This window comes from Shewanella xiamenensis, assembly GCF_024971755.1.
Lineage (GTDB): Bacteria > Pseudomonadota > Gammaproteobacteria > Enterobacterales > Shewanellaceae > Shewanella > Shewanella xiamenensis.
Window position 1 is genome coordinate 570,608 of the sequence record NZ_CP079718.1, and the last position, 26,106, is coordinate 596,713.

The 26,106-nt window shown below is 47.4% G+C and carries 29 protein-coding genes and 1 other RNA gene; 15 read left to right on the top strand and 15 right to left on the bottom strand.

Annotation, left to right across the window (positions count from 1 at the left end; all coding sequences use genetic code 11):
- Window positions 1-14: 14 nt before the first annotated feature.
- The 5 genes from KXJ80_RS03575 to KXJ80_RS03595 all read left to right on the top strand — a co-directional run bounded on the left by KXJ80_RS03575 (window position 15) and on the right by KXJ80_RS03595 (window position 6,202).
- Entirely contained in the window at window positions 15-2,072 is a 2,058-nt protein-coding gene (locus KXJ80_RS03575) for a type IV pilus secretin PilQ (protein WP_218737840.1), read from the top strand.
- Between the two features lie 219 nt (window positions 2,073-2,291).
- Window positions 2,292-2,807 carry a shikimate kinase AroK gene (gene aroK, locus KXJ80_RS03580; RefSeq protein WP_037424170.1) on the top strand — a complete coding sequence of 172 codons (516 nt, stop codon included), beginning with the start codon at window positions 2,292-2,294 and terminating at the stop codon, window positions 2,805-2,807.
- Between the two features lie 5 nt (window positions 2,808-2,812).
- Window positions 2,813-3,892, top strand: a complete 1,080-nt coding sequence (aroB, locus tag KXJ80_RS03585) for a 3-dehydroquinate synthase (protein ID WP_099457283.1) — start codon at window positions 2,813-2,815, stop codon at window positions 3,890-3,892.
- Between the two features lie 18 nt (window positions 3,893-3,910).
- The gene (locus KXJ80_RS03590; protein WP_218737841.1) at window positions 3,911-5,314 is read left to right on the top strand and encodes an AAA family ATPase; all 1,404 of its coding nucleotides are present in this window, start codon (window positions 3,911-3,913) and stop codon (window positions 5,312-5,314) included.
- Between the two features lie 48 nt (window positions 5,315-5,362).
- A complete protein-coding gene (locus tag KXJ80_RS03595; protein WP_037424184.1) occupies window positions 5,363-6,202 on the top strand; it encodes a Dam family site-specific DNA-(adenine-N6)-methyltransferase in 840 nt (279 codons plus the stop codon).
- 42 nt (window positions 6,203-6,244) lie between these two features.
- Here KXJ80_RS03595 and KXJ80_RS03600 read toward each other — a convergent pair whose 3' ends face one another.
- Together KXJ80_RS03600 and KXJ80_RS03605 are read right to left on the bottom strand one after the other, a co-directional pair.
- Window positions 6,245-6,430 (bottom strand): DUF2970 domain-containing protein, encoded by a 186-nt coding sequence (locus KXJ80_RS03600; protein ID WP_218737842.1) that lies wholly within the window; start codon window positions 6,428-6,430, stop codon window positions 6,245-6,247.
- On the bottom strand, window positions 6,430-6,795 hold the full coding sequence (locus tag KXJ80_RS03605) for a hypothetical protein (protein ID WP_037424190.1): 366 nt from the start codon (window positions 6,793-6,795) through the stop codon (window positions 6,430-6,432). The genes KXJ80_RS03600 and KXJ80_RS03605 overlap by 1 nt, the downstream gene beginning before the upstream one ends.
- 262 nt (window positions 6,796-7,057) lie before the next feature.
- Here KXJ80_RS03605 and rpe point away from each other — a divergent pair, with 262 nt between their 5' ends.
- From rpe to trpS, 3 genes are read left to right on the top strand one after another with little or no spacing between them, the layout of a single operon-like run.
- Window positions 7,058-7,735 (top strand): ribulose-phosphate 3-epimerase, encoded by a 678-nt coding sequence (gene rpe / locus KXJ80_RS03610; RefSeq protein WP_259474527.1) that lies wholly within the window; start codon window positions 7,058-7,060, stop codon window positions 7,733-7,735.
- The gene (locus KXJ80_RS03615) at window positions 7,735-8,418 is read left to right on the top strand and encodes a phosphoglycolate phosphatase (RefSeq protein ID WP_218737844.1); all 684 of its coding nucleotides are present in this window, start codon (window positions 7,735-7,737) and stop codon (window positions 8,416-8,418) included. Before rpe ends, KXJ80_RS03615 begins: the two co-directional genes overlap by 1 nt.
- A gap of 36 nt (window positions 8,419-8,454) precedes the next feature.
- Entirely contained in the window at window positions 8,455-9,453 is a 999-nt protein-coding gene (gene trpS, locus KXJ80_RS03620) for a tryptophan--tRNA ligase (RefSeq protein WP_069454027.1), read from the top strand.
- A gap of 107 nt (window positions 9,454-9,560) precedes the next feature.
- Here the strand turns inward: trpS and KXJ80_RS03625 are convergent, their stop codons facing one another.
- Window positions 9,561-10,433, bottom strand: a complete 873-nt coding sequence (locus tag KXJ80_RS03625; protein ID WP_218737845.1) for a LysR substrate-binding domain-containing protein — start codon at window positions 10,431-10,433, stop codon at window positions 9,561-9,563.
- 119 nt (window positions 10,434-10,552) lie between these two features.
- Here KXJ80_RS03625 and KXJ80_RS03630 point away from each other — a divergent pair, with 119 nt between their 5' ends.
- The gene (locus KXJ80_RS03630; protein ID WP_218737846.1) at window positions 10,553-11,476 is read left to right on the top strand and encodes a DMT family transporter; all 924 of its coding nucleotides are present in this window, start codon (window positions 10,553-10,555) and stop codon (window positions 11,474-11,476) included.
- An 18-nt stretch (window positions 11,477-11,494) separates the two neighbouring features.
- Here KXJ80_RS03630 and dolP read toward each other — a convergent pair whose 3' ends face one another.
- From dolP to KXJ80_RS03650, 4 genes are all read right to left on the bottom strand, one after another.
- The gene (dolP, locus tag KXJ80_RS03635; RefSeq protein ID WP_037424203.1) at window positions 11,495-12,061 is read right to left on the bottom strand and encodes a division/outer membrane stress-associated lipid-binding lipoprotein; all 567 of its coding nucleotides are present in this window, start codon (window positions 12,059-12,061) and stop codon (window positions 11,495-11,497) included.
- The gene (locus KXJ80_RS03640; RefSeq protein WP_011070670.1) at window positions 12,058-12,651 is read right to left on the bottom strand and encodes a phosphoheptose isomerase; all 594 of its coding nucleotides are present in this window, start codon (window positions 12,649-12,651) and stop codon (window positions 12,058-12,060) included. Before KXJ80_RS03640 ends, dolP begins: the two co-directional genes overlap by 4 nt.
- A 106-nt stretch (window positions 12,652-12,757) precedes the next feature.
- Window positions 12,758-13,084: a YraN family protein gene (locus tag KXJ80_RS03645; RefSeq protein ID WP_037425142.1), complete on the bottom strand. Its 327-nt coding sequence runs from the start codon at window positions 13,082-13,084 to the stop codon at window positions 12,758-12,760.
- The gene (locus KXJ80_RS03650) at window positions 13,081-14,970 is read right to left on the bottom strand and encodes a penicillin-binding protein activator (protein ID WP_218737847.1); all 1,890 of its coding nucleotides are present in this window, start codon (window positions 14,968-14,970) and stop codon (window positions 13,081-13,083) included. The genes KXJ80_RS03645 and KXJ80_RS03650 overlap by 4 nt, the downstream gene beginning before the upstream one ends.
- A gap of 88 nt (window positions 14,971-15,058) precedes the next feature.
- Here KXJ80_RS03650 and rsmI point away from each other — a divergent pair, with 88 nt between their 5' ends.
- From rsmI to KXJ80_RS03665, 3 genes are all read left to right on the top strand, one after another.
- On the top strand, window positions 15,059-15,904 hold the full coding sequence (gene rsmI, locus KXJ80_RS03655; protein WP_037425136.1) for a 16S rRNA (cytidine(1402)-2'-O)-methyltransferase: 846 nt from the start codon (window positions 15,059-15,061) through the stop codon (window positions 15,902-15,904).
- Window positions 15,905-15,979: 75 nt separating this feature from the next.
- An RNA gene (gene rnpB / locus KXJ80_RS03660) (RNase P RNA component class A) lies at window positions 15,980-16,333 on the top strand.
- 711 nt (window positions 16,334-17,044) lie between these two features.
- Window positions 17,045-17,557 (top strand): DUF1993 domain-containing protein, encoded by a 513-nt coding sequence (locus KXJ80_RS03665; RefSeq protein WP_037423051.1) that lies wholly within the window; start codon window positions 17,045-17,047, stop codon window positions 17,555-17,557.
- A 37-nt stretch (window positions 17,558-17,594) separates the two neighbouring features.
- Here the strand turns inward: KXJ80_RS03665 and KXJ80_RS03670 are convergent, their stop codons facing one another.
- From KXJ80_RS03670 to KXJ80_RS03695, 6 genes are read right to left on the bottom strand one after another with little or no spacing between them, the layout of a single operon-like run.
- Window positions 17,595-18,911: a sensor histidine kinase gene (locus tag KXJ80_RS03670; RefSeq protein WP_218737848.1), complete on the bottom strand. Its 1,317-nt coding sequence runs from the start codon at window positions 18,909-18,911 to the stop codon at window positions 17,595-17,597.
- A gap of 2 nt (window positions 18,912-18,913) precedes the next feature.
- Complete coding sequence (locus KXJ80_RS03675) at window positions 18,914-19,576, bottom strand: winged helix-turn-helix domain-containing protein (RefSeq protein WP_037423056.1); 663 nt, start codon at window positions 19,574-19,576, stop codon at window positions 18,914-18,916.
- Window positions 19,576-19,842 (bottom strand): PepSY domain-containing protein, encoded by a 267-nt coding sequence (locus KXJ80_RS03680; protein WP_037423059.1) that lies wholly within the window; start codon window positions 19,840-19,842, stop codon window positions 19,576-19,578. The genes KXJ80_RS03675 and KXJ80_RS03680 overlap by 1 nt, the downstream gene beginning before the upstream one ends.
- Window positions 19,835-20,398 (bottom strand): diheme cytochrome c, encoded by a 564-nt coding sequence (locus KXJ80_RS03685; RefSeq protein ID WP_218737849.1) that lies wholly within the window; start codon window positions 20,396-20,398, stop codon window positions 19,835-19,837. Before KXJ80_RS03685 ends, KXJ80_RS03680 begins: the two co-directional genes overlap by 8 nt.
- A gap of 47 nt (window positions 20,399-20,445) precedes the next feature.
- Complete coding sequence (locus KXJ80_RS03690) at window positions 20,446-20,877, bottom strand: DUF1924 domain-containing protein (protein WP_037423065.1); 432 nt, start codon at window positions 20,875-20,877, stop codon at window positions 20,446-20,448.
- A 33-nt stretch (window positions 20,878-20,910) separates the two neighbouring features.
- The gene (locus tag KXJ80_RS03695) at window positions 20,911-21,507 is read right to left on the bottom strand and encodes a cytochrome b/b6 domain-containing protein (protein WP_218737850.1); all 597 of its coding nucleotides are present in this window, start codon (window positions 21,505-21,507) and stop codon (window positions 20,911-20,913) included.
- Between the two features lie 207 nt (window positions 21,508-21,714).
- On the opposite strand from KXJ80_RS03695, the gene KXJ80_RS03700 reads away from it, so the two are divergent.
- Entirely contained in the window at window positions 21,715-22,137 is a 423-nt protein-coding gene (locus KXJ80_RS03700) for a ribosomal maturation YjgA family protein (RefSeq protein WP_218737851.1), read from the top strand.
- A gap of 28 nt (window positions 22,138-22,165) precedes the next feature.
- Window positions 22,166-22,654: a hypothetical protein gene (locus tag KXJ80_RS03705; protein ID WP_218737852.1), complete on the top strand. Its 489-nt coding sequence runs from the start codon at window positions 22,166-22,168 to the stop codon at window positions 22,652-22,654.
- Here the strand turns inward: KXJ80_RS03705 and KXJ80_RS03710 are convergent.
- Window positions 22,651-23,568, bottom strand: coding sequence for a LysR family transcriptional regulator (locus tag KXJ80_RS03710; protein WP_218737853.1), 918 nt, complete (start codon window positions 23,566-23,568; stop codon window positions 22,651-22,653). The genes KXJ80_RS03705 and KXJ80_RS03710 overlap by 4 nt on opposite strands.
- Before the next feature lie 116 nt (window positions 23,569-23,684).
- Between KXJ80_RS03710 and KXJ80_RS03715 the strand changes: the two genes are divergently transcribed.
- The gene (locus KXJ80_RS03715) at window positions 23,685-24,446 is read left to right on the top strand and encodes an SDR family NAD(P)-dependent oxidoreductase (RefSeq protein ID WP_099457291.1); all 762 of its coding nucleotides are present in this window, start codon (window positions 23,685-23,687) and stop codon (window positions 24,444-24,446) included.
- A gap of 68 nt (window positions 24,447-24,514) precedes the next feature.
- On the opposite strand, the gene exaC is transcribed toward KXJ80_RS03715, so the two are convergent.
- A complete protein-coding gene (exaC, locus tag KXJ80_RS03720) occupies window positions 24,515-26,035 on the bottom strand; it encodes an acetaldehyde dehydrogenase ExaC (protein ID WP_259474528.1) in 1,521 nt (506 codons plus the stop codon).
- Window positions 26,036-26,106: the final 71 nt, after the last annotated feature.

Here is a 26,106-nt window from a genome sequence, read left to right on the forward strand (position 1 = left end):
AGGATGAGGGAACAATGAAATCTTCTGCCGCGATAAAAATCCCGTTATCGTTTTTATCTTCAGGCTTAGTTAAGTCTGTTATTGGGATCGCATTACTATTTGGATTTTTGCCATCGAGCTTTGCGGCAAATCGGCTAATGGATGTGAAATACCATGCTTTAGTCGATCATCAGTTAGAGGTCGAGTTAATATTTGAGGATGCGATTTCGGCTCCACAAATTGATTCAAATGCATCGCCTGCTGAGCTGGTATTGACCTTTGATGATAGTATTTCTGGTCTTTCTAAAGATCGCTTACCGATTAATCAGGTCGGTGTTAAAGATCTCGTGACCTCGCAGCAAGATGCGCGTTTAACAGTGACTTTAGGTTTATCCAAAGTCAAACCTTATCAAGGTAGCGTAGTTGGTAATTCTTATCGCTTAACCATTAATGATGAGGTTGTGAATTCTCAGGCAACAGCAAATAGCCCATTTGTAAATAGTATTAAAAATATTGATTTTCGACGTAATGAAAATGGCGGTGGCGATTTATTAGTCTACCTAAATAGCCGCTCTGTTGCGGCCAACGTTGAGCAAATTGGTGCCAAACTTGAGGTTCAGCTTTACAACACTGACATCAACAATGACTTGTTGTATGTGATGGATGTACAGGATTTTTCTACGCCAGTTAAAAACTTTGAAACCTTTAAAGATGACTTAACGACTCGCATCATAGTTGATGTATCGGGTAATTATGAGTTCAATTATAAGCAGGAAAATAACCTCTTTAGGTTGTCGATTAATAAGGTTGAACGTACTGTAGCGACTAAAGATATTAAGAAATATAACGGTAAGACCCTTTCATTAAACTTCCAGAATATTTCTGTTCGTACCGTATTACAGATTATTGCTGACTATAACAACTTTAACTTAGTGACCAGTGATACTGTTGAGGGAGATATTACTCTTAGGCTTGACGATGTACCTTGGGACCAAGCACTGGATTTGATTTTGCAAACCAAAGGACTCGATAAACGCATCGAAGGTAATATTTTGATGGTGGCGCCGAGTGAAGAACTTGCGATTCGCGAAAGTCAAAATCTCAAAAGTAAACAGGAAGTTAAAGAGCTTGCGCCGCTTTATTCTGAGTACCTGCAGATTAACTATGCCAAAGCGACCGACATTGCTGAGCTATTAAAAGGCACTGACTCAAGTTTATTGTCTCCTCGCGGTTCTGTGGCCGTTGATGAGCGTACCAATACGGTACTCGTCAAAGATACCGCTGAAATCATCGAAAATATTCATCGTTTGGTTGAGGTGCTTGATATTCCGATCCGCCAAGTGTTGATTGAATCACGTATGGTTACCGTAAAGGATGACGTGTCCGAAGATTTGGGTATCCGCTGGGGAGTGACTGATCAGCAGGGTGATAAAGGGACCTCTGGTTCTCTAGAAGGGGCCGGCGATATTGCCAATGGTACAATACCAAGTTTAGATAATCGTTTGAATGTGAACTTGCCTGCGGCCGTCACTAACCCAACTAGCATCGCCTTCCATGTGGCTAAGCTCGCTGACGGTACTATCTTGGATCTAGAGCTCAGTGCACTAGAGCAAGAAAACAAAGGTGAAATTATTGCTAGTCCTCGTATCACGACCTCTAACCAAAAATCGGCGTATATTGAGCAGGGTGTTGAAATTCCCTACGTACAATCCACGTCAAGCGGTGCGACCTCGGTGACCTTTAAAAAGGCGGTGTTGTCACTAAGGGTGACACCACAAATTACACCGGACAATCGTGTGATTCTGGATCTTGAGATTACGCAGGACTCACAGGGCAAAACGGTGGATACGCCGACAGGTCCAGCAGTAGCGATTGATACACAGCGTATTGGTACTCAAGTACTTGTCGACAATGGCGAAACCATTGTATTAGGTGGTATCTACCAGCAGAATTTGATTAGCCGGGTTAGCAAGGTACCTATTTTGGGAGACATTCCTTTGGTCGGTTTCTTATTCCGTAACAGTACCGACAAGAATGAGCGCCAAGAGCTATTGATTTTTGTAACACCTAAAATTGTGAATGAGAAACTCTAACTCTATGTAGTCGTTCGGATAAAGCCAGCACCACTTGCTGGCTTTATTATTTATAAAATACAATTCTTACCATAAATAGCGAGCATCACTTGCCAGACTAGACATTAAACTGAGATAATCCTCGGTCAAGTCTCATAAGAGCAAGGTAACATACAGTAGGTCGGCTTGATCATGAGTCGATATAGGCATACTTTTCATTAAGATTCAGACGTACAAGAAATGGCTGAAAAACGTAATATTTTTCTGGTAGGCCCAATGGGCGCAGGTAAAAGCACAATTGGTCGCCATCTGGCGCAAATGCTGCATTTAGAATTCCACGATTCAGATCAAGAGATTGAGCAACGCACTGGCGCTGATATTGCTTGGGTGTTTGATGTAGAAGGCGAAGAAGGTTTCCGCCGTCGTGAGGCTCAGGTTATTGCTGATCTGTCTGAAAAACAGGGTATTGTCCTTGCCACTGGTGGTGGTTCAGTTCAGAGCAAAGATATCCGTAATCATTTATCTGCTCGCGGTATTGTGGTTTATCTCGAAACCACTATCGACAAACAGGTTGCGCGAACTCAAAGAGACAAGCGTCGCCCATTACTGCAAGTAGATGATCCGCGAGAAGTATTAGAGAGCCTCGCAGAAATCCGTAACCCTCTGTACGAAGAAATTGCTGATGTGATCGTTAAAACTGATGATCAAAGTGCAAAGGTTGTTGCGAATCAAATCGTTGAGAAATTAGGTTTCTAGGCAGAATGACACAACAAATTCAGGTTAATTTAGGTGAACGTAGTTACCCCATTTACATTGGCCAGAGTTTGATGAGTGATAGCGAGACTTTGTCTCGCTATCTGCTGAAAAAACGTATCCTTATCGTCACCAATGAAACCGTCGCGCCCTTGTATCTAAACCAGGTTCAAGACACGATGGCTTCGTTTGGTGAGGTATCTAGTGTCATCCTTCCCGATGGCGAACAATTTAAAGATTTAACGCATTTAGATGTTATTTTTTCGGCTTTACTGCAACGTAATTATGGCCGAGATTCTGTGTTGGTGGCCCTCGGTGGAGGGGTGATTGGTGATATGACGGGGTTTGCCGCGGCATGTTATCAACGTGGTATCGATTTTATTCAAATCCCTACAACGCTTTTATCCCAAGTGGATTCTTCGGTTGGCGGCAAAACGGCGGTCAATCATCCTTTGGGTAAAAATATGATAGGGGCTTTTTATCAGCCACAAATTGTCATTATTGATACTGACTGTTTAAAGACCTTGCCAGCGCGTGAGTTTGCTGCGGGGATGGCGGAAGTTATTAAATATGGCATTATGTGGGATGCTGAGTTTTTTCAATGGCTTGAGGATAATGTTCAAGCACTAAAAAGCTTAGACACTCAAGCCTTAGTCTATGTGATTTCCCGCTGCTGCGAAATTAAAGCTGATGTGGTCAGCCAAGATGAAACAGAGCAGGGCGTGCGCGCGCTTTTGAATCTTGGGCATACCTTTGGTCATGCTATTGAAGCTGAGATGGGCTATGGTAACTGGTTGCACGGTGAGGCCGTTGCGGCTGGCACAGTCCTTGCTGCTCAAACCGCTAAGTCTTTAGGATTGGTTGATGAGTCAATTGTCCGTCGTATTGTGCAATTGTTTCAAGCCTTCGATCTTCCTGTAAAAGCGCCGGAATCAATGGATTTCGACAGTTTTATTCAACATATGCGTCGCGATAAGAAAGTGTTAGGCGGTCAGATCCGGCTGGTACTTCCAACGGCCATTGGTCGAGCGGAAGTATTTAGTCAAGTCTCTGAATCTACCCTAGAACAGGTTATCTGCTGCGCATAAACCTTGTGTGGTGGATGAGTGACATTTCAGGGGCAAGTCTTGCTTCCCTCACAGGAAGCCCTCATACAAAGATTGCATCATGTTGCCAGTTATAGCGACCAATTGCTGGTGCTTGTTGGCGGCCAAGGTTCGGGCAAGACAACGCTGCTCACTGCATTAGCTACCGATTTTGATGATTCAAATGCGGCGCTGGTTATTTGTCCCATGCATGCCGATAACGCTGAGATTCGTCGCAAGATTTTAGTGCAGTTGATGTCATCCCCCATTTTTGATGATGAGATACCCCTAGCCGAAACCATTCTACGTGTAGCTCAAAATCAAAGTAAACCGTTACATATCATCATCGATGATGCTCATTTGCTCTCAAAAGAGCTATGGGCAGAATGCATCATACTCAATCAAATTCAGTGTGCGGGACAGCGGATAGCTGTGACCTTGACGGTTCCTCCTGCATTTTTAGCCGATTTATTGCCACAATTACCCGATTCTCTCCGGCGGCAAATCCTGCCTATTAGTATTGAACCGCTAAGTTTGCCTGAGCGGGAAGCACTGTATCAAACCTTGCTGCGATACAGTGACCAAAATCCATTTACTCCAAGAGACATTGTTCGCGCACAACTTGAAAAACAAACGGGTACTCCTCAGGAAGTCGTTACCTTGCTGGAACTGGCGCTACATGGCCAGAGTGAGAAGAAGTCAGCCTGGGTACAATATAAGCTAGCGTTGATTGGACTTTGCAGCTTGTTGATTACCTTTTTGATTTGGTTTGGATTAGCTCAACCCTTTTCCGATGAGCCCGTGCTTGACGTGGTCACTTATCCCGCATTGGATTCCGACGAGTTTTTAGCCCATGGTCAACGGATATTAACGCCCTATTTTAAACAACGTGAGGAGTCGTTAGCGCAGTCTTTATTATCGCAAGCGGCGCTGCAAGCCGATCCTTTGGCGGGATTTCATGGTGAGACTCCAGCCGAGAATGAGTCCGCCATAACACAACCGATTGATGAAGCTACAAGTAAGGCCGAAAACAATGTTGTGACTGCTAGTAACAATACATCACATGAAGATATCGCTAAGAACGATAACGTTCATCCAGCGAAGAGCATCACGGCTGCATCAATAACTAATGTAAAAACTCGGCCAACGTCCGGTTATACCATCCAAATAGCTACAGTCTCCCAGCGTGACACAGTCGAGTCGCTGTTGAAAAAACTGCATTCTGTGCCGGATATTCGAGTCGCTAAATACAAACAATTTTGGGTGGTGCTGGTGGGGCAGTTTAGCGACAGCCAATCGGCGCAACGGGCTGCCGCAGAATTGGTCAAACAATATCGTTTGAGTCAACCCATGATAAAAAAATGGGCTGAGCTAGGTGGTTATCAATTACAAGATGCGCTTCCAAGCGGTGAAATTTCAGAATAAACAGAGTACAATCATGGCCTTTATTTTTGTCGGCATTCATCAAGTTAAATGATCAAAAAACATAGAGCCTTCCTGAAATGGGCTGGCGGAAAATTTAAATTGGTGGATGAGCTCTCGAACTATTTGCCCACGGGTGAGCGTTTAGTTGAGCCCTTTGTTGGCGCAGGTTCGGTATTTTTAAATACTGACTATCCCAGCTATTTACTCTGCGATATCAATCAAGACCTGATAAATCTCTACAACATAGTCAAAGAAAGGCCCTTGGAGTACATTGCGGCTGCTAAGAAGCTATTTGTCGATGAGATGAATCAGAAGGAAGCCTACTATCGCGTGCGTACAGACTTTAATAAATCTCGCGATCCTTTCCTGCGTTCGGTTTATTTTCTGTACTTGAATCGTCATGGTTTTAATGGCTTGTGCCGTTATAACCGCAAAGGCGGCTTTAATGTACCCTTTGGCTCCTACAAGAAGCCTTATTTCCCCGAAAAGGAAATTTTGGCCTTTTCAAAGAAAGCGCAACGCGCCGAATTTAAGTGCATTGGCTATGAAAAAGCCTTTGAACAAATCCGAATTGGTGATGTGATTTATTGTGATCCACCCTATGCGCCATTATCCTCCACGGCGAGTTTTACTACCTATGTCGGTGCAGGCTTTAGCTTAGATGATCAGGCGTTGCTCGCGCGTTATTCGCGGCATATGGCTCTTGAACAGCGCATTCCTGTTGTGATTAGCAACCATGATATTCCGCTGACGCGAGAACTGTATCGCGGCGCGCATCTCGCTAAGATCCAAGTGCAACGCAACATTAGCCAAAATGGTAGTGGCCGCAATAAAGTTGACGAGTTGATTGCTTTATACGATGAGACTTACGATCCGCAGGATGACTAAAGACTAATTACTGATGATTGAAGGTTTCAGTTATTTACTTATTTAGCTAACGACTTGGCTAACCAGCAAAATAAGGCTGGCAATTAAGGCTATCGTTAACACGATTCCCATCAAAATGTACGGTAATGGTGAATTGGTCTGGAAGTCTTTTTGGCGATTTTTATCTGACTGCACCCCAAAGAAGGCGGCTATCGTACTGTGAAAGACTTGCCAGATCCGGCTTAGCATCAATAGGACTGTTGTGAATTGGCAGGTTTCATGTCATCGATAGGTTTATCTTGATGACCATGGAGCAGTTCAAGCAAGTCGACAAAATGGAACTGGCTAGAGCGATTTTTGCCAGTAAGCCAAGTCTTCCAACTTAAAGTTTGCGCCTGTTCAGCACAACGGTTATTCGGATGGCTGCTAGGTAAGCTATTGTTGTAACGAGTATCACTACTGCAAGCGCAGGCGGAGGTATCGTTACTTGCGGTGAGTTTTTCCACGCCAAAGGCTAAGGAGGCGACTACCACTGCGGTAAATGCCAACATCATCGATGACTTAAAGGTCACCGAGCCTAAAATGTGTGAAAACTGTGTTAACCGCCCCTTCATGATACTTCCTTTGAAACCACTAAATGATCCACGTTAGCGACCCGAGTATAACAAACTCGCTTAGTTTATGAACAATAATTTATCAATCTTCACTAAAATCTTTCTAACGATTCAGCATCTCCTTGAGTTTACCGTACGTTATGAGTGTGCGAATTGCGCCTCTATTGGGTTTCAATCGCGATAAATGTGGCATTTGCTATAGAGGCATTACCTAGCTAAGGGTAAAATAAGGCACTTTTTGTTCAATAGCAGCGAGTGTCCTATGCGCCCATTTTTAATTGCTCCATCGATTTTATCCGCCGATTTCGCCCGTTTAGGGGATGACGTTAAAGCCGTGTTAGATGCAGGGGCTGACGTAGTGCATTTTGATGTGATGGATAACCACTATGTGCCGAACTTAACCATTGGTCCTATGGTGTGTAAAGCGTTACGCGACTATGGCATTACGGCGGAGATCGACGTGCATTTAATGGTTAAGCCTGTTGATCGCATCGTGCCTGATTTTGCTAAGGCTGGCGCTTCTATTATTACTTTCCATCCCGAAGCCTCTGAGCATATCGACCGTACTTTGCAACTGATTAAAGAGTCCGGTTGTAAGGCAGGTTTAGTGTTTAACCCTGCAACACCGCTGCATTATCTTGACCATGTGATGGATAAGTTAGATGTGATCCTGCTGATGTCGGTCAACCCAGGCTTTGGTGGCCAATCCTTTATTCCTTCGACCTTAGATAAATTACACCAAGTGCGTGAGCGTATCGATGCGAGCGGTTTTGATATTCGCTTAGAGGTCGATGGTGGCGTAAAAGTGGATAACATTGCCGAAATTGCTGCCGCAGGTGCCGATATGTTTGTCGCTGGGTCGGCTATTTTTAGTCAACCAGACTATAAAGCCGTTGTCGATGAAATGCGTGCCGAGTTAGCGAAAGTCGAGGCCAAATAATGCGGAAACAGATTAAGGCGATTGCCTTTGATCTCGACGGCACACTGATTGACAGTGTGCCTGATCTGGCAGTTGCGACACAGGCGGCACTCGCCGAGTTAGATTTGGCGACTTGCACTGAAGCTCAGGTGAGAACTTGGGTGGGTAATGGCGCTGAAATGCTTATGCGCCGTGCCATGAGCCACGCTTTAGGCGCAGACGTTGAGCAAACGGCATTAGATGCGGCTATGCCGATTTTTATGCATCACTATCAAGAAAATCTTGAGAAGCACAGCGCACTTTATGCCGATGTGCATCAAGTGCTACAAACCCTGTTTGACGCTGGATTTAAGCTGGCAGTGGTGACAAACAAACCCTACCGCTTTACTTTGCCGCTGCTTGAAGCCTTTAAGATTAATGACTTTTTTAGCTTAGTGCTTGGCGGCGATTCGCTGGCGAAGATGAAGCCGGATCCATTACCGCTAGAGCATTTATTAGCGCAATGGCAACTCGATAAAAGTGAGTTGTTGATGGTGGGCGATTCTAAAAACGACATTTTAGCGGCGAAAGCAGCAGGTGTTGCATCAATCGGCTTGACCTATGGCTACAACTACGGTGAAGATATTGGGCTCACTGGCCCTGACGCGGTGTGCGAGCAGTTTGCCGAGATCCTTAGCTGGCTAAATGTCGGCCAGGCAGTTTAATCGATTCTTTTTATCTTTATTTGGAGCAATGACGTAATGACCAAACCCATAGTACTCAGCGGTGCACAGCCGTCCGGCGAATTAACCATAGGTAACTACATGGGTGCATTGCGTCAATGGGTTGCCATGCAAGATAGCCACGACTGCCTTTATTGCGTGGTGGACTTGCATGCCATTACCGTGCGCCAAGACCCTCAAGCATTGCGTGAGGCTTGCTTAGATACGCTTGCACTGTATTTAGCCTGTGGTGTCGATCCAAAGAAGAGCACGGTATTTATCCAATCTCAAGTGCCGCAGCACACTCAGCTGGGTTGGGCGTTAAATTGCTATACCCAAATGGGTGAGCTGAGCCGTATGACGCAGTTTAAGGATAAGTCACAAAAGCACGCCAACAATATTAACGTGGGTCTGTTTGGTTATCCGGTGTTGATGGCGGCGGATATTCTGCTGTATCAAGCGAATGAAATCCCGGTTGGTCAAGATCAGAAGCAACATCTTGAGTTAACACGTGATATCGCGACTCGCTTTAACAATGCTTACGGCGACACGTTTACCATCCCTGAGCCTTTTATCCCTGAGCATGGCGCTAAGGTGATGTCGCTACAGGACCCTCTGAAGAAGATGTCTAAGTCGGATGACAACCGTAACAACGTAATTGGTCTGCTTGAAGATCCTAAAGCGGTCATGAAAAAGCTGAAAAAAGCCATGACCGACAGTGACGAGCCGCCAGTGGTGCGTTTCGATATGGAAAACAAGCCAGGTGTATCCAACCTGCTGAGCTTAATGTCAGGTATTACAGGTCAAAGCATTGCCAGCCTCGAAGCCGAGTTTGAAGGCAAGATGTATGGTCATTTAAAAGGCGCCGCGGGTGAAGCGGTAGTGGGCATGTTAGAGCCACTGCAAGAGCGTTATCGTGCGCTGCGTGCTGACCGTGCTTACCTTGATCAAGTGATGAGAGCGGGTGCTGAAAATGCCCAAGCTCGTGCTGAAGTGACGCTTAAAAAGGTGTACGAGAAGATTGGTTTGTTAGTGTAATTTGCCCTAAAAAGCGCATTACACAACACGTTATTAAGCCGACCTATTCTTAGGTCGGCTTTTTTATGTCTGTTATTTATTGGGCTGTTTGATACAAAGCTAAGCGTTTAGGCCTGCGATTTTAACCAAGAAGAAAATGCAGCAATGGCGGGTTCATTTAGGCGTCGCTGTTTGCACAAAAAACAAAATTCAAAACCCGTATTAACATCGGGTAGATTTACCGCTACCAGTCGTCCGGTGCTGATATCGCCGGCCACCATAAAATCAGGGGCGAGGGCGATACCTTGTCCGGCAATCGCCGCCTCAATTGCCATCACTATGTGGCTAAAAATATGTTGTTGCTCGTTGTTCAGGGGGATTTTATGCGCCGATGACCACTTATGCCAATCGAGTCCAAGTGGGCCTTCATCCACAATCAGTAATGCTTGTTGCTGAAAATTGCCCAAGTTAATCTCGCGCCATTTAGGATAAAGGCTAGGGCTACATACGGGGATCAGGCGTTCCTTGTGCAGTAATTGTTGCCAATAACCCCGTTGATTGAGTTTGCCTGCGATAAAGATATCGGCCGTGCTGGTGCTGAGATCGGGGTCTTGAGTGATCATCTCGAGGCGAATTTTAACGCTGGGATATTGGCGCCGAAAATCCGCTAACCTTGGGATCAACCATTTCACCGCAAATGAGCTGTATACCGCCAAACAGAGTTGTTGATTTGGGGTGTCGCGGATTTTGAGATTAAGATCGCTTAACTCATTAAAAATTCTTTCTAACTCAATAAATAAGCTCTGGCCTTTGGGCGTGAGCTGTAGTTTACGCCCCTGACGATCAAAAAGTTGTTCACCAAAGTACTCCTCCAATACACGCACTTGGTGTGAAACCGCGCTTTGGGTAATGCAAAGCTCGACGGCAGCCTTGGAAAAATGTTGTTGCCTCGCGGCAGTTTCAAATACTTGCAGCGCACGTAAGGGTGGAAGCTTTCTCATGATTTTCAACGTCTAAACGATTTAGTATGAATTTAATTCATCTAGCATGAGAAAGCATCATTTCAGCTTAAGTTTTGCGGGGATTATCATGCCAGCATTGAGATTTACGGATAGTTAAAATGCAGCGCCCTGTTGTTATCGGTTTGATTTTATTGATAGTGGGTAATCTATTTAGTGCTTTTTACGATGTATCGATCAAATGGTTGCCAGAAGATGCTAATGCAGCCACTTTTCTACTCGTGAGACAAATCACTTCAGTACTCATGTTAACCCCGATTTGGTTGTACTCGCAGCGACCGCAGACGGAATATATTTCGGTTCACCTTTGGCGTGCCAACATAGGCTCGGTTGGCGCGCTTTTTTTAATTATTGGATTGATGGCATTGCCTTTAGCCACAGTCAGTTCCCTGTTTTACTCGGCCCCCCTGATGATTATTTTGATGGGATATTGGTTTTTAAAGGAGCGGATTACCACAGGGCAAGTAATATGCACACTGTTAGGCTTTGTGGGGATCTTAATTATCCTCAGGCCGAGCGAGATGAACTGGTTTGGATTAGCGGTGTTATTTTCAGCATTTACTTTTGCTATCAATCAGTTGATGCTTAAAAAAGTGCCTAATACTGAGCATCCGGTATTAACCTTAATGCTCTATAACTTGCTGGGGATTCCTGCGACTTTAGTTATTGCAGCCTTTCAGGGATTGGAGGGACTGAGCTGGGAAATGCTCGCGGTTGCACTACTTAGTAATGCCTTTTTACTGATTTATCATTGGTTCTGTGTACTGGCTTACCGTAAAGCGCAGGCGAGTGATATTGCGATTGCCGAATATACTGGTTTGTTATTTATCGTCTTCTTAGGCTGGCTGCTGTTTGATGAATGGCTGGATGGCTTAAGTTGGCTGGGTGCCGCTTTGATTGTGCTGCCTTCGCTGTTTTTACCTTGGATAGGAGCGTTGGTGGAGAAGTCACCCAAGATGATGGATAACATACAGGTGAAGTCTTTAGGAATTGATACCGCGGTAAAAGGCGAGCCTAAACTTTAAGTGTTTAGGCTCAATCGGTTATTCGATATATTCGAAAACCTTAACGACTTTGCGTACACCAGCAGTATGACGGGCAATGTCAACAGCAAGCTCTGCCTGTGAGCGGTGGATCAGCCCTAGCAGGAAGACTTCACCGTTTTCAGTGATCACTTTAATTCGGGTCACATCCAATTCTTTCTCGTTGAGCATACGTCCCTTCACTTTGGTTGTTACCCAAGTGTCGTTACTGCGAGTCGTGAAAGACGTTGGATTACCGATGCGGATCTGATTGTGGATTTTACCGCCCAGCTTAAGGTCTTGTACGACCTTAACCGCTTTATCTCGCAGCATCGAGTTGGGGGCTTGGCCTATCATCAGCACATTACCGTTTACCGATACACCCGTGATATTGGTTTGTTTCTTAAGATCTTCATGCTCAAGTAGCGCACTGGTGATCTTAAAATCAGTATTAGTATCATCGAGCTGAGTCTTCACTGAACGCTCATCGTTGGCCATCATGGCACCGCTGACTGCGCCCACCATAACGGCACCGGCGCAACCTTGCAGTAGCATGCAAACCATTAACAGTGGGGCAGCATATCTCATTGCTGTTCGTCCTGTGGGAAGAGTGTGCGGTCGATATTGTCACACAGGCAATGGATCACCAGTAAGTGCACTTCTTGAATACGTGCCGTCACGTTCGAAGGAACGCGAATTTCGACGTCACCCACGCTGAGTAATCCTGCCATCGCGCCGCCGTCTTTACCAGTTAAGGCTACGATAGTCATATCGCGACTCAGTGCCGCTTCCATCGCTTTAATCACGTTACCAGAGTTACCGCTGGTGGAAATGGCTAACAGGATGTCGCCAGGCTGGCCTAAGGCTAAGATTTGCTTTGAGAAAATCTCATCGTAGCTGTAATCGTTAGCAATTGCCGTGATAGTCGATGTGTCCGTCGACAGAGCAATGGCTGGTAGTGGTGGACGTTCAATCTCATAGCGGTTTAATAGCTCGGCCGAGAAGTGCTGAGCATCACCAGCACTACCACCGTTACCGCAGGCAAGAATTTTATTGCCACCCAAAAGACATTGCACCATCATCTCCGCCGCTTTGGCGATGGATTCTGGCAGTGCTTCGGCTGCATCGATTTTAGTCTGGATAGATTCAGTAAAGCTGTCTTTAATGCGTTCTAACATGGATACATCCTTTCAGGATAAAGTGTGGCTATGATGCCATATTTCCACGGTGGAGTTGAGGCATAAGCGTTAAAAATTATTCGATTAGCTGAGTCGATAGCCTCGTTTAAAAGGCATCGACCAGCCATTGGATCTGCGTATCTTCGATGGCGACAACGTCGAATCGGCAGGGTACATCCAATTTATGGCTCTGTAAATAATGACTAGCCGCCATGCGAATCCTACCGATTTGTGCTTTGCTAAGTGCTTGTATTGCGCCACCAAATTGATTTGCTGAGCGGTATTTTACTTCAACAAATACCCAGTATTTTTTGTGGCGCATGATTAAGTCTATTTCACCAAAGGGATAGCGGACATTGCGCTCAACAAAGGTTAAACCTTGCTGTTCAAGGTAACCTTGGGCGAGCGACTCTGCCTGCTGTCCGAGTGTCATAGTTGACGGAAACTGCCTCTTTGATAGCGTCCCCAGCTTAATTGGCGGTTAATCACGCCATCGGGATTGACCGATAACACGCCGCTACGACCATTGAACTGGTAACCAGTAAATGAGCGCATTTGTGCGAGTTTGCTGATTAAATCCATCGCATCATAACCCATCACAAATAAGCGTTTTTGGCCGTTGTTCCAGCCGGGCCATAAGGTATTAACCATCAGGTTTTCTTCGCCATTTTGCATCAACCAAGGTGCGTCACTGAGAGTGAGGTTATTTAAATCCTGCGCAGTTTGGCTCGATTCATTATCGATACGGCTACGGCTCGAGGTGTACAACGGCACGGGCTGAGTAAAGACGCTAAAGGTGACATCGATAAAGGCCTTGAGCAGGGTTAACTCCTGCGGCGTCGAGATCATATAAATCGCATCTATATCTTGGCGCGAGCGAAAATCGGCTTGTACTGAATTGCCCAGTAGTTCCTTGATGCGCGCAATACGGGCTTGGCTATCGCGAACGCCGAGCGCATCTTGCACCGTGGTTTTCATCTTATCGCCACTGTCGTAGTAATAGACTTCGATGGGCGTATCGCTTTTCTTTTTCCAGGCTTGAATAAAGCTCTCGGCCATACGTTTGCCGATAGCATCGTTGCTGGCGAGTAGCAGCGGCATAGTTACGCCATCTTGATACATGCGTATTGCAGCATCGGCTGCTTCTTGTGCTGGCGATAATGCAAAGTAAAACTTATTAACATCAGCGACAAACTTGTCTGTTTGATTTAAAAATAGTTGCGGGATCGGCGCGCTTGCCGCAACAGGCGCTGCTGGCGTGCCGGTTGTAGGGGTGTTGGTCGACGAAGTGGTACCAGTGTTTAACGCCAATAATTGATCGATTTCATTTGGCAGTAGCGGGCCAATAATAAACTCAGCGCCTGCATTTACCGCTTGCTGATAAGCGGAAACGGCATCGTTAGCAGTATCGTAAAAATTCACCGAGACTTGCTCATTCGGTTTAGCTAAATAACTGGCCAAAATACCTTGGCGAATCGCATTGGCGGCACTGGCGCGCTGGCCTGTTAGCGGCAAGAGTACAGCGATATTTTTTGGGGTATAAGGTTTGGCGTTTAACGCTTGATCTAAATCCGCGGGCAACTTCGCCGCCGCAGGATGATAAGGGTTTTGTTTTTGCCAGTCGCCTAAATAACGGACCAGTTGGTTGGGATCGACCGCATAATGCTTAGCGATATACGCCAGTTGTAACCAACCTGCAAAAACAGGGCTTTTGGCATCTTTGGTGAATGCGAGCAAGGTTTGCTCGTGCATCGGTTGCAACACTTGCCAGATCTGATTATTGACTTCATTCGCCTCGGCGGGAGGTAAATAGGTGGTCAATAAACTTAATTCGCGCACCTGTTCGATAGGCTGTTTATTCTGTTGGAATAAATGCGCTCTTAATTGATGATACGCTGCCATTTGCCAGCCGGGTAATACCCAAGTGCTTGGGTAAGTTAGCGTTTTCAGAGCATCAAGCGGCGTCGATATATGCTCTAGCACCCGCGCAGTCAGGTATTTATGTTCAGCCACTAGCGTCGGGACCTGAGTCAGGCTTGGCAGCATCGACTTGAGCAGCTTTTGCGCCGCCGCATAGTCGTTCGCATTGATATGCGCATGCGCCGCCAGCAGCAGGTAAGTATCTCGTTGCTGAGGATCTTTGCTGTTAGCAGCCTGTGCTAAATACACATTTGGCGCCAATGGAGCAGAGGCTAAAGAGGTGGCCACGGTGGGCGCTGTACTGGTAGAGCTGCTGGGCGCTTGACTGCCGCAACCCGCCAATACTGCGGATAAAATGGCCACGGAAACTAACTTAGTTGTATTCAGGCTTTTTAACACTGGGCTTCACTCTGGTAAGATGCTGCCTCTAGTTTAACCTTCTCTTGCGCTTGACGAAAGTCTTGGCACTGTCATTACAGAGGTATATATGGACCAAAGCGTCGCACTCTACATCGTTCCCACTCCTATTGGTAATTTGGGGGACATGAGCCCACGTGCTATTGACGTGCTCAGCCAGGTTGCATTAATTGCCTGTGAAGACACCCGCCATAGCGGCAAGTTATTGAGTCATTTTGGCATTTCAACTAAAACCATCGCACTGCACGACCATAATGAGCGTGCTCGCGCCCAGTGGATTGTGGATCAGCTAGCCGCAGGGCAGTCGATCGCGCTGATTTCCGATGCGGGCACGCCGCTGATATCAGACCCCGGCTATCACTTGGTCTCCCATGTGCGCCAATCTGGGTTTAAGGTGATCCCCCTGCCTGGCCCCTGTGCGGCGATTACGGCGTTAAGTGCCTCAGGTTTGCCGTCGGATCGTTTTTCCTTTGAAGGCTTTTTACCTTCGAAAGAAAAAGCTCGCGCCGATAAGTTGCTTGAACTTAAGGAAGATCCGCGCACGCTGATTTTTTATGAATCTCCCCACCGTATCGAACATAGCCTAACGACTATGGTTGAAGTGTTAGGCGGTGAGCGGCAGGTGGTGATGGCGCGTGAAGTGACTAAAACCTTCGAGACCTTCCTCAGCGGCCCAGTGGCTGAGGTATTGGCTACCGTCAGCAGCGATCTTAACCAGCAAAAAGGCGAGATAGTGCTGATGGTGCACGGTCACCGTGCGGCCGAGGATGATGAAGCTATCCCAACCGTTGCCATCAACACACTCAAGTTACTCTGTGAAGAATTGCCGCTTAAAAAGGCCGCCGCCATTGCCGCGCAAATTCACGGTCTTAAAAAGAATGCCCTGTATAAGTTCGGTTTAGAGTCTGATTTATAAGCAGATCTAACAGATAGACACACACTGGCAGGATTAACAGTGGTACGCGCAGATTGCTTAGGCTATAATCCGCGCCGAGTTGGCCAGACAGTCGCCGCGTTCGCAAGAACGGGGAGGAAAGTCCGGGCTTCAAAGAGCGGGGTGCCAGGTAACGCCTGGGCGGTGTGAACCGACGACAAGTGCAACAGAGAGGAGACCGCCATCATAGCCTCGGCTAAGGTGGTAAGGGTGAAAGGGTGCGGTAAGAGCGCACCGTGCGGCTAGCAATAGTCCGTAGCAAGGTAAACTCCACCCGAAGCAAGACCAAATAGGGTTCCGTATGGCGTGGCTCGCGTTGGAACCGGGTAGGTCGCTTGAGCCTGTGAGCGATTGCAGGCCTAGATGAATGACTGTCCACGACAGGACCCGGCTTATCGGCCAACTCAAACCTTTCGAAATAGAAGGCCTCGCAGCGATGCGAGGCCTTTTATTTTTCAGGCAATACGATTAATTGATGCATAAAGAAGATTGATAGTTAAGCTTCTGGATAAATGCTAAGAAATTGTTTTTATGTTATTTTCTGCGTTGGCTGTAAATAGTTATACCTTACGGCATTTCTTTGTTGATAAGACTGAATAAACGTGAATTTTCATTTGAAATGAATCACAAATAACACCTTAACTGGTGTTATGCATTTTAGTCTAGCAATCGAGAGAGGAAAAACGGATGGATTATGGCCCGAGATACTCGATTTTTCTGGGGATCAATAAAAGCCGTCTGTATCTAGGGCGTGTTGACGTTTCAGGGGTATTTTTGCAGCAATTTGGCTGGCTTTTATGCAAGGCAAAGTCCGTGCAGTGTAGCTATTCTACATAAACGGACGATAACGCAGCAGAAACGTCAGCCAAATGCTGCCCGAAGGGTTCGTCTGGCAAGCCCTTGCTCTTACTTTCTGTCATAAGAGCCGCTCGTCATTTGAGTAAACTACACATCATTCCTCGTTTCGCGAGCACGTACTTGCCAGAACGAACAAAATTTAGTCTCGAAACGTCAACACGCCCTAGCAAGGCGGAAATTTTAACTCTGTTGAAATCATCCTTTTTGCCCCAATATAGTCTCTAGTGCTGCAATCTGGTGGCGTTTATCACAGGAGTTTATGTCATGCTTTATGATTTAACGGCTGTTCAATTTAGCAAGATGCTGAAAAACTTGAGTCTTATTCTGGAAAAGGGTGAGATTTTTGCCAACTTGAAGAAGGTGGATATGGCGGTATTATTGAATTCCCGCTTAGCACCCGATCAATTTAACCTGATCCGTCAGATCCAGATTGCCTGTGATACCGCCAAGATTGGGGTCGCGCGTCTAACGGGGAATTTAGATACCGTACCTAAGCATGATGATACTGAAACGACTCTGCCAGAGCTGCAAGCGCGTATTGCTTCTGTTATCGAGTACTTAGCCCAATTTACCGAGGCAGATTTTGCCGATGCGGCGACAATTCACGTTTCTCAACCGCGTTGGGAAGGTAAGTATTTAACAGGATATGAGTTTGCGATTGAACATGCTATCCCGAACTTATATTTCCATGTGACGACGGCTTATGCGATTTTGCGCCATAACGGTGTGGATGTGGGTAAGAAAGATTATCTCGGCCCTATGCCTTATAAGTCGTAATTCCCATCGCACAGCGAGCATTTGCTTTGCTGTGCGTTTAATGCGGCTGAGGTAATATCACGCTAACTTTTAACCCGCCAAGTGTTGAATGCGTAAAGCTAAGTTCTCCCTGATAACTCTCGACAATATCTTTGCAAATCGACAGGCCTAAACCGTGGCCTTGAACGCTCTCATCGAGCCGAATCCCTCGCTCAGTAATCACCGTTAAATCGCTATCCGATACACCTTCGCCATCGTCGCTGACCTCAATCAGATACGCTCGATTGCTGGTATTTGTCTGTTCAATACAAAGCTGTATCTGTCGACGCGCATGCTTGCAGGCGTTATCGAGCAGATTGCCAAGCAGTTCCAGTAAGTCGTCCCGGTCAAAGGGAATCACCAGTGCTTTATCAAACCGATAATCAATTTTGCGCTCTGGATAAATGCGCTGCATCACTTGGATGAGTGGCGGCAGATCGTCATTGAGCACGGTGAAACGCCCCGGAGTGGAGAGCCCGACGATTTTAGTGCGCTTAAGCTCTCGCTCAATAATATGGTGCAGATCCGCGAGCACCTTGCTGCCTTCGCGTCTTTGCTCTGGCGCTAGGCTATCGAGGTAGGATTGTAGCCCTTGCAGAGGGCGTTTCATTTCGTGGGCAAGATTACCCAAGGCATTGCGTGAGCGTTGTACCCTTTGCCCCAGTTGATTCATGAGGCGTTCGATTTCCTCAATCAAAGGGCTAATTTCTGTTGGCGTGTGCTGGGTATCGATTTCTTGTCCCTGGAGCCGCAGTTGCCTGATGGCATCTGGCATTTGCTCTAGCGGTTTAAAGCCCCGTTTGAGCAACAGATGTTGGGCAAATAGTAGGATCATTATGGTCAGCAGTACCACTACCGCCGCAAAGCCTAGAAAGCGTAATTGGGTTTGCTCGAGCGAGCTAATGTCTTCGGTCACCCACAGGGTGATGGTTTGCCCATTCTTGACTATGGTTTGGCTGAACATCAGCCAGTGTTCCGAGCCCACGTATTGAGTGGCTTGTTGTTGCTCGCCAATTTTAAGATTGGGGAGTGAAACGGCATGGTCAAACAGCGAGCGGGAACGTAATAACTGCTCACCGATGTTAATTGCAAAGTAATGGCCTGAATTGACCCTGTGATACACATTAGGGAGTCGGTCAGTACTCAGTGACCAAGTGCCATCGGCTTGCGGTTCGAGGGCGGAGATCAGGCTATCGGCATCGTGTTGCAGACGCGAGGCTACAAAGTCTTGGGTTAAGATTTGAATGCCTTGAAATAGCAAATACAGCAATAGCACCATGGCGCAGGTGAGGGTGATAAGCAGGTTTCTAGTGAGATAGGCTTTGAGTGAATACACGCTTAGGCATCCTTGAGTCGATAACCTTGGCCGCGCCGCGTCTCGATATAATCTTTGCCTAGGCGTTGGCGAAGTCGGTTGACGTACACTTCAATCACATTGCTGTCTTTGATTTGTTCTTCTTCGTAAATGCGCTCACTCAACTCAGATTTGGACACAATCTTAGTCGGGTTGGCCATTAAATAATGCAACAGACGATACTCAATCTTAGTGAGCTCGATAACTTCCCCTTCGGCATTGGTCACTGCTTGTTTATCCACATCGAGGGAGACGCCAGCATGTTGCAGCAGATTATCGGCGCGGCCAAAGTGTCGGCGGATCAGCGCTTCTAATCTGGCGAGCAGCTCCTCAACATGGAAAGGTTTACCGAGATAATCGTCGGCGCCGGCCTTAAGGCCATCGACGCGTTCGTGCCAAGCATCGCGTGCCGTAAGAATTAACACTGGCATCAGCAGGCCCTTTTGGCGCCATTGGCTCAGCACACTTAAACCCGGCTTACCGGGCAAGCCTAAATCGAGGATCACCGCTTCGAAGGCTTCTTCCTCACCGAGAAAGGCGCCATCGATGCCGTTATTGGCATGTTCAACGGTATAGCCCGCCTTGTTAAGGGCGGGAATGAGGCGAGCTACTAAGTCGGCATCATCTTCAATCAAGAGTAAGCGCATTAGTCGACCTTTTCCTTAAGCCATTCACCCGTTTTGGCATCGATCTTAATCTCATAGACAATGCCATCGTCGCGCAGGATTTCGAGTTCATAGATGATGCGGCCGTGTTTTTGCTCGACCTCAAGGTCGAGCAAACGTCCCTTTAACCGTGATTCATAGCGTTGCATGATGGTGTCGAAGGGTAATACTTTACCCTCCTTCACCCATTCGACCACTTTGTTAGAGAGGTCGTCATCATGGGCTAGACAGCTTGGGCTGTTAATCATCCCAGCGGCCAAAGCCAGGAATATTAACGGTATCTTCATCGAATATGCCCTTCTCTGCGAGGTTGTGGCAATTGCTACATTGGCTGAATGAGCCGACTTTGGGGTTATCTTGCACCATGCGCCTTGGGATCTCATCGTGCTTACGGATAAAAAATGCCTGCTCGGTAATTTTTTGTGGTCCCATATCAGCAATTAAAGGTTTGCTATTTTTGATCACCTTACCATTTTGCGCGGCATGTTGAACGAGATATTGCTCAATTCTCGCCGTTGCTTCAGGCGTCAGGCTGGCATCATCACCAAAGTGATTGCTTAGGTTGTTGGTAATTGCCTGCCACTTGTCTGCGGGCAGTAAATTTGCGGGGTACGCCATATGGCAGCTGCCACATTCTGCCGAGTATTCTGCATTTTGTGGGATGGCTTGATTCAGCTCGCGACCATCGTCGGCATAACCCGTGCTGGTAAAGGTTAAGCTGAGCCCTACGACGCCTATCGCCAGGGCGAGGGCAGTAAGTGTGGAGCCAGCAATCCAGCTTAGGGGATGGGCTTGTTTAGTCATGGTATTTCCTTACGTTTTGCTTACTAAAATGGATGTGGATAACGCCTTTATTGCAAACTTAGCCACAGCAGTACGTCGCCTTTTTCTTGAGGCGTGCACTCGCGTTTAAAGGTCCAGTTACAGTTGCGGTTAAACCATTTCTCAATCTTGGCCGCATCGGTTAAACGGTTACTGGTGAGCGACGGCGCCATGGCCTCAATAGGTTTTCGGGTATTTTGATGCATACCTGGGTCTGTCACTTTGGCGGTGTGACAGCTGGCACAGCTGCGATCCTCACTCTGCTGTAGCCACAGCGCTTGTCCTGCATCGGCGCTAAAGGGGCCTGCACCTTGTGCTTGATATTGTTGCAGTTGTAAGCCAATTCGCTCGGCACTGAGTGGCAAGCTGGCGACCTTAGTATTGGCGGCACTGGCATTAACACTGCTGAGTAGTAGCGCAGTGATTGCTAGTCCGATGCTGTGTTTATTCACGTAGTTCATTTCTGACTCCTTTGAACGGTCGAGTTGCGGCGGTTATTGATGTTCATCTTGTTGGATCAGCGGGCGCTGCTTTTTACCTGTCAGCATGGCTCTGACGAGGTTTTCCTTATGCAGCAGGCTGCTGACAATCACGCCGCCGATATGGGTAGCTATTAGAAACAGGCTGAAGTTGGCGAAAAACTCATGTACTTCCTTCAGTGTGCCCTCGGGCCAAGTAGCGAAAAAGCTTGTGGCCAGTGGACCTTGGCCATCGGTGGCATAAAGTGCCATGCCGGAGAAGCTAGTGAACCCTATGCTGAGGATTAGGGCGACTATCATCAGTGCGCCTGCGGGATTGTGGCCGATGTAATCCTTAGCCTTGCCCGTGAAGAGTTCCTTCAGGTAAGTCCAAGCGATGTTCGGACGGGTGACAAAGTTGATAAAACGCGCATGGTGAGTGCCAATCACGCCCCACAACAGGCGAAATACCAGCAGGGTTAAGATGCTGTAGCCGGCGTAACTGTGGATGTTCATCCATTCGTCTTCGCCTTCGGTGAGGTAGGCTAAGGTAAAAAAGCCCACCAATGACCAGTGAAAGATACGGATCAAGGGATCCCAGACGTTGATTTTTTGCTGCATATTTGAGGACATGATCTGTTGCTCCTAAGGTGGTGTGCTTGCAGGCTACTAAAGCCAAACTTAAACGACGCTTAAATTTTGCGGAGTGAACTTGCCCGCTGTTCTGTTGAGTGAACTGGGGAAATAAGTGAGAAATCCATCGAACTAAGCTTGTTAAGGTATTGGTATTAAGCTAGATTTTGCCGCTTCATCTTCGAGAGGTAAGGGAGCAACCTGTTTATGCCAGTCCATCTTTTTAGCCGTCAGCCCGAACGAAAATCTTTTTTAATTTATGCGGTGCTGTTGTTTATTATCGAAGTGTTGATCGCCCGTTTTGCGCCTTCGGGATTTATTCGCGGTTTTGTTGGTGACGTGTTAGTCGTGATCCTATTGTTTTGCATGGCGCGCACGCTAGTGCCCGTGGTGAATGCAAAAGGGGAATCAATCAATCGCTTTTGGCACACGCCATGGTTGGCATTGGCTGTGCTGTTGTTTGCCTTCGCTATCGAATTTGGTCAGTATTGGGGCTTAGTGGACAAGCTGGGGCTGGGCGGTAACCGCTTGGCGCGAATTGTGATTGGTAGCCATTTCGATCCACTTGATTTGCTGGCGTATTTTGTGGGATACCTGATATTGATAGGCTTGTATTGGAAGCGAAATTAGCTATTTCAAGGCACAGGAATAATACAGCATGCAGCCGATAACAGCCTTCACACTGCGAGTGTCCGATACCGAGGCGATCACTCAGCCTTTGTATTTCAATCAGCAAGCTACTGGGGTCAATATTGCGGGAAGGCAGCTTGAGGCCCAGTACCGCTGCACTTTACCCAATGGCACCCAAGGCTATCTACTGCTGACCTCCTACGATTGCCCCTTTGAAGAATCGACCGAGTGCAGCCTGCTCGATGCGTCCTTTAAATTAGTGGCGAGTCGCTCCCTCTCGCAGAGCTATCATTCGTTTTTACTCTATGCCCATTGGCCAGTTGCGGATAATGGCCTGCGGCTGCATTACTACGATCAGTTAGTTTGGGATTTGCATATTCTGCCGAGCCGTTTCGGTCGGTTCGGCGGTCCGCGTCTCGAATTTAATCCAGTAACCGAGCCCGAGAGTGATCCCCGCACGGCAAGCTCGATGGCAGAACTGTCGCAGCGGTTAGCGAATATCGAGACTGACCGTTAACGCGATACTAAAAAAGGCGTCAGCAACTCGGTTAACCAAGCCATAAATACCTGAAGGCGTTTAGAAAGATGGCGTCTATGGGGATAGAGCAAGCTCACTGGCATTGAGGGTGCAGGGTAATCTGGCAAGATCTCTATCAGTTCGCCAGTTTGGAGATATTTTGCCACCCCAATATTCGGCGCTTGAATAATCCCTAAACCCGCCAGACAGGCCGCGCTGTAGGCATCGGCATTATTGACTGTGATTAGCTTAGGTAAGGCCAGGGCGCATAGTTCGTGATTATCTGGGCTTAGATACTCAAATCCTGAATCGCTACCGCCTAACTGACCAACGTAATGGATGAGCTTATGCCCTTGGCTAAGCTCTTCTATATTCGATGGTTTGCCGTATTTTGCGATATAGCTTGGGCTTGCGCAGTTAAGCATCTTAAAGTGGCCAATCTTTTTAGCGATAACACCTTCTTGCTGCACGCTGCCTACGCGGATCACGCAGTCAAAACCTTCGGCGACGATATCGACCTTGCGGTCGGTACTGCTTAGCTCCAACTCAATTTGGGGATATTGCTCAATAAAGTCAGGAAGATGAGGAAGCACTAAGTTACGTGCAATCCCCGTGGACATATCGACTCTTAAGCGACCCGAAACTTGCGTCGCCTGCAACTGGAAAAGGCTTTCTAGTTCTTGATAGTCGGTGAGCAAGTTTTTACAGCGCTCATAACAACTTATGCCATCTTGAGTGAGGCGCACAGTACGAGTGGTACGTTGTAGTAAACGTGTACCTAACGCGGTTTCGAACTGAGCTACCACATTCGACACATGGGTTTTCGACAGACCTAGGCTGATACTGGCTTGAGTAAAACTCTCTAATTCAGCCACCCGCATAAAAATTTGCATGGCTTGTAGTCTATCTTGCATCGCAATTGTTCTCTAATAGCTAACAGTCTTGCCATTTATAGTGTGTTTATCCCTCTTTGTGCAAGTAATAAGCTGTGTGCGGCGGCATTAACATAGATGAATGAAGAGGATACACAATGAACACAACTCCCATCGCGCTGATCACTGGTGCAAGCCGTGGCTTAGGTAAAAATGCGGCCCTGACCATAGCCGCACAAGGTGTTGATATTATTCTAACTTACCAAAGTAATGCCGCTGCGGCCGCCGAGGTGGTAGCGGAAATTGAATGGCACGGACGCAAGGCTGTCGCGTTACCGTTAGATGTGGGTAATAGCCAGTCCTTTAGTGATTTTTCTCAACGCGTTAAAACCGCACTCGAACAGACTTGGCAGCGGGATAGTTTTAACTATCTAGTTAATAATGCTGGGATTGGTATCCATGTTCCCATGGCTGAAACCAGTGTGGAGCAGTTCGATACTTTGATGAATATTCATGTCAAAGGGCCTTTCTTTTTAACTCAGGCACTGCTGCCTCTGCTTGCTGATAACGGAAGTATTATCAATGTCTCTACAGGGTTAACGCGCTTTGCTATCCCAGGGTTTGGCGCCTACGCCACCATGAAAGGCGCTGTCGAAACCATGACCAAATACTGGGCGAAGGAGCTTGGTCCACGGGGCATTCGCGTTAATGTGCTGGCTCCCGGTGCAATCGAAACGGACTTTGGCGGTGGTGCGGTGCGGGATAACCCTCAGATGAATGAGTTTTTAGCGCAGCAAACGGCGTTGGGGCGTGTGGGATTACCCGAGGATATTGGCGGTGCAATCAGTGTCTTGTTGTCACCCGCCGCGGCGTGGATAAACGCACAACGTATCGAGGCATCGGGTGGTATGTTTTTATAGTTCTACCCGATAATAACAAGAAAGGGCTAATCGCCCTTTCTTGTTATTAAGGCAAGGTTTCAGCTCGGTTAGAAGAAACCGAGCGGATTGATATCGTAGCTGACTAACAGGTTTTTGGTGTTTTGATAGTGATTGAGCATCATTTTGTGGGTTTCACGGCCGATGCCAGACTTTTTATAACCGCCAAAGGCCGCGTGGGCAGGATAGGCGTGGTAGCAGTTAATCCATACGCGGCCAGCCTGAATGCCTCTGCCCATACGTTGGGCACGGTTCATATCCCGCGTCCATACACCCGCACCAAGGCCGTATTCGGTATCGTTGGCAATTGCTAAGGCTTCGGCTTCATCCTTAAAGGTGGTGACCGAAATAACCGGACCGAAGATTTCCTCTTGGAAAATCCGCATCTTATTATGGCCTTTCATGATCGTTGGGCTGATGTAATAGCCTTTGCTTTGATCGCCTTCGAGCTGGCAGAGCGAGCCACCTAAGAGCACCTGCGCGCCTTCATCTTTACCAATGGCAAGGTAACTTAAGATTTTATCAAACTGTTCTTGGGAGGCCTGTGCGCCCACTTGGGTGGCGGTATCCAGTGGGTTGCCCTGCTTGATGGTTTGCGCACGGGCGAGCACTTTTTCGATAAAGCGATCGTAAATCGACTCTTGGATTAACACTCTTGATGGGCAAGTACAGACTTCGCCTTGGTTGAAGAAGGCTAACAACATGCCTTCGACGGCCTTATCTAAATACTCGTCTTCGTGGTCCATCACATCGGCGAAATAGAGGTTAGGCGATTTACCGCCGAGTTCTACGGTCGATGGGATCAGTGATTCGGCTGCACATTTTAAGATGTGGTAACCGACTTCGGTGGAACCAGTAAAGGCCAGTTTAGCGATACGTTTGCTGGTGGCGAGGGCTTGGCCCGCTTCAGCGCCAAAACCGTTGACGACGTTAAGGATGCCGGGCGGCAGCAGATCTTCAATCAGTTCGAGTAGCACAAGGATAGAGACCGGCGTTTGCTCGGCGGGTTTGAGTACCACACAGTTACCTGCGGCGAGCGCGGGGGCGATTTTCCATGCTGCCATTAATAGCGGGAAGTTCCACGGGATGATTTGCCCGACGACACCTAAAGGTTCAGGGAAGTGATAGCTGACGGTGTTGCCATCAATATCGGCGGCGCTGCCTTCCTGTGCTCGAATGCTGCCAGCGAAGTAACGGAAATGGTCTACAAACAGAGGCAAGTCGGCGTTGAGAGTTTCACGCACCGCTTTGCCGTTTTCCCAGGTTTCGGCAACGGCTAAGTATTCGAGATTTTGCTCAACGCGATCGGCGATACGCAGCAGTAAATTCGCACGCTCGGTGACCGAGGTTTTTCCCCAAGCATCCTTAGCGGCGTGGGCCGCATCGAGCGCCAGTTCGATATCGCGATAGTCGGAGCGGGGAATTTTACAGAAGTTTTGACCATTGACGGGGGAGCGATTATCGAAGTATTCGCCGTTAACTGGGGCGACCCATTTGCCACCGATAAAGTTGGCGTATTTTTCTTTAAAGTTAACGATGGCACCAGGAGTTCCGGGTTGAGCATAAATCATAGTGTTATTCCTTCTGTGGCTGCCGAAAACGCTAAATGTGTAGCGTCTCAGCATGGGTCTTGTTGAAATAG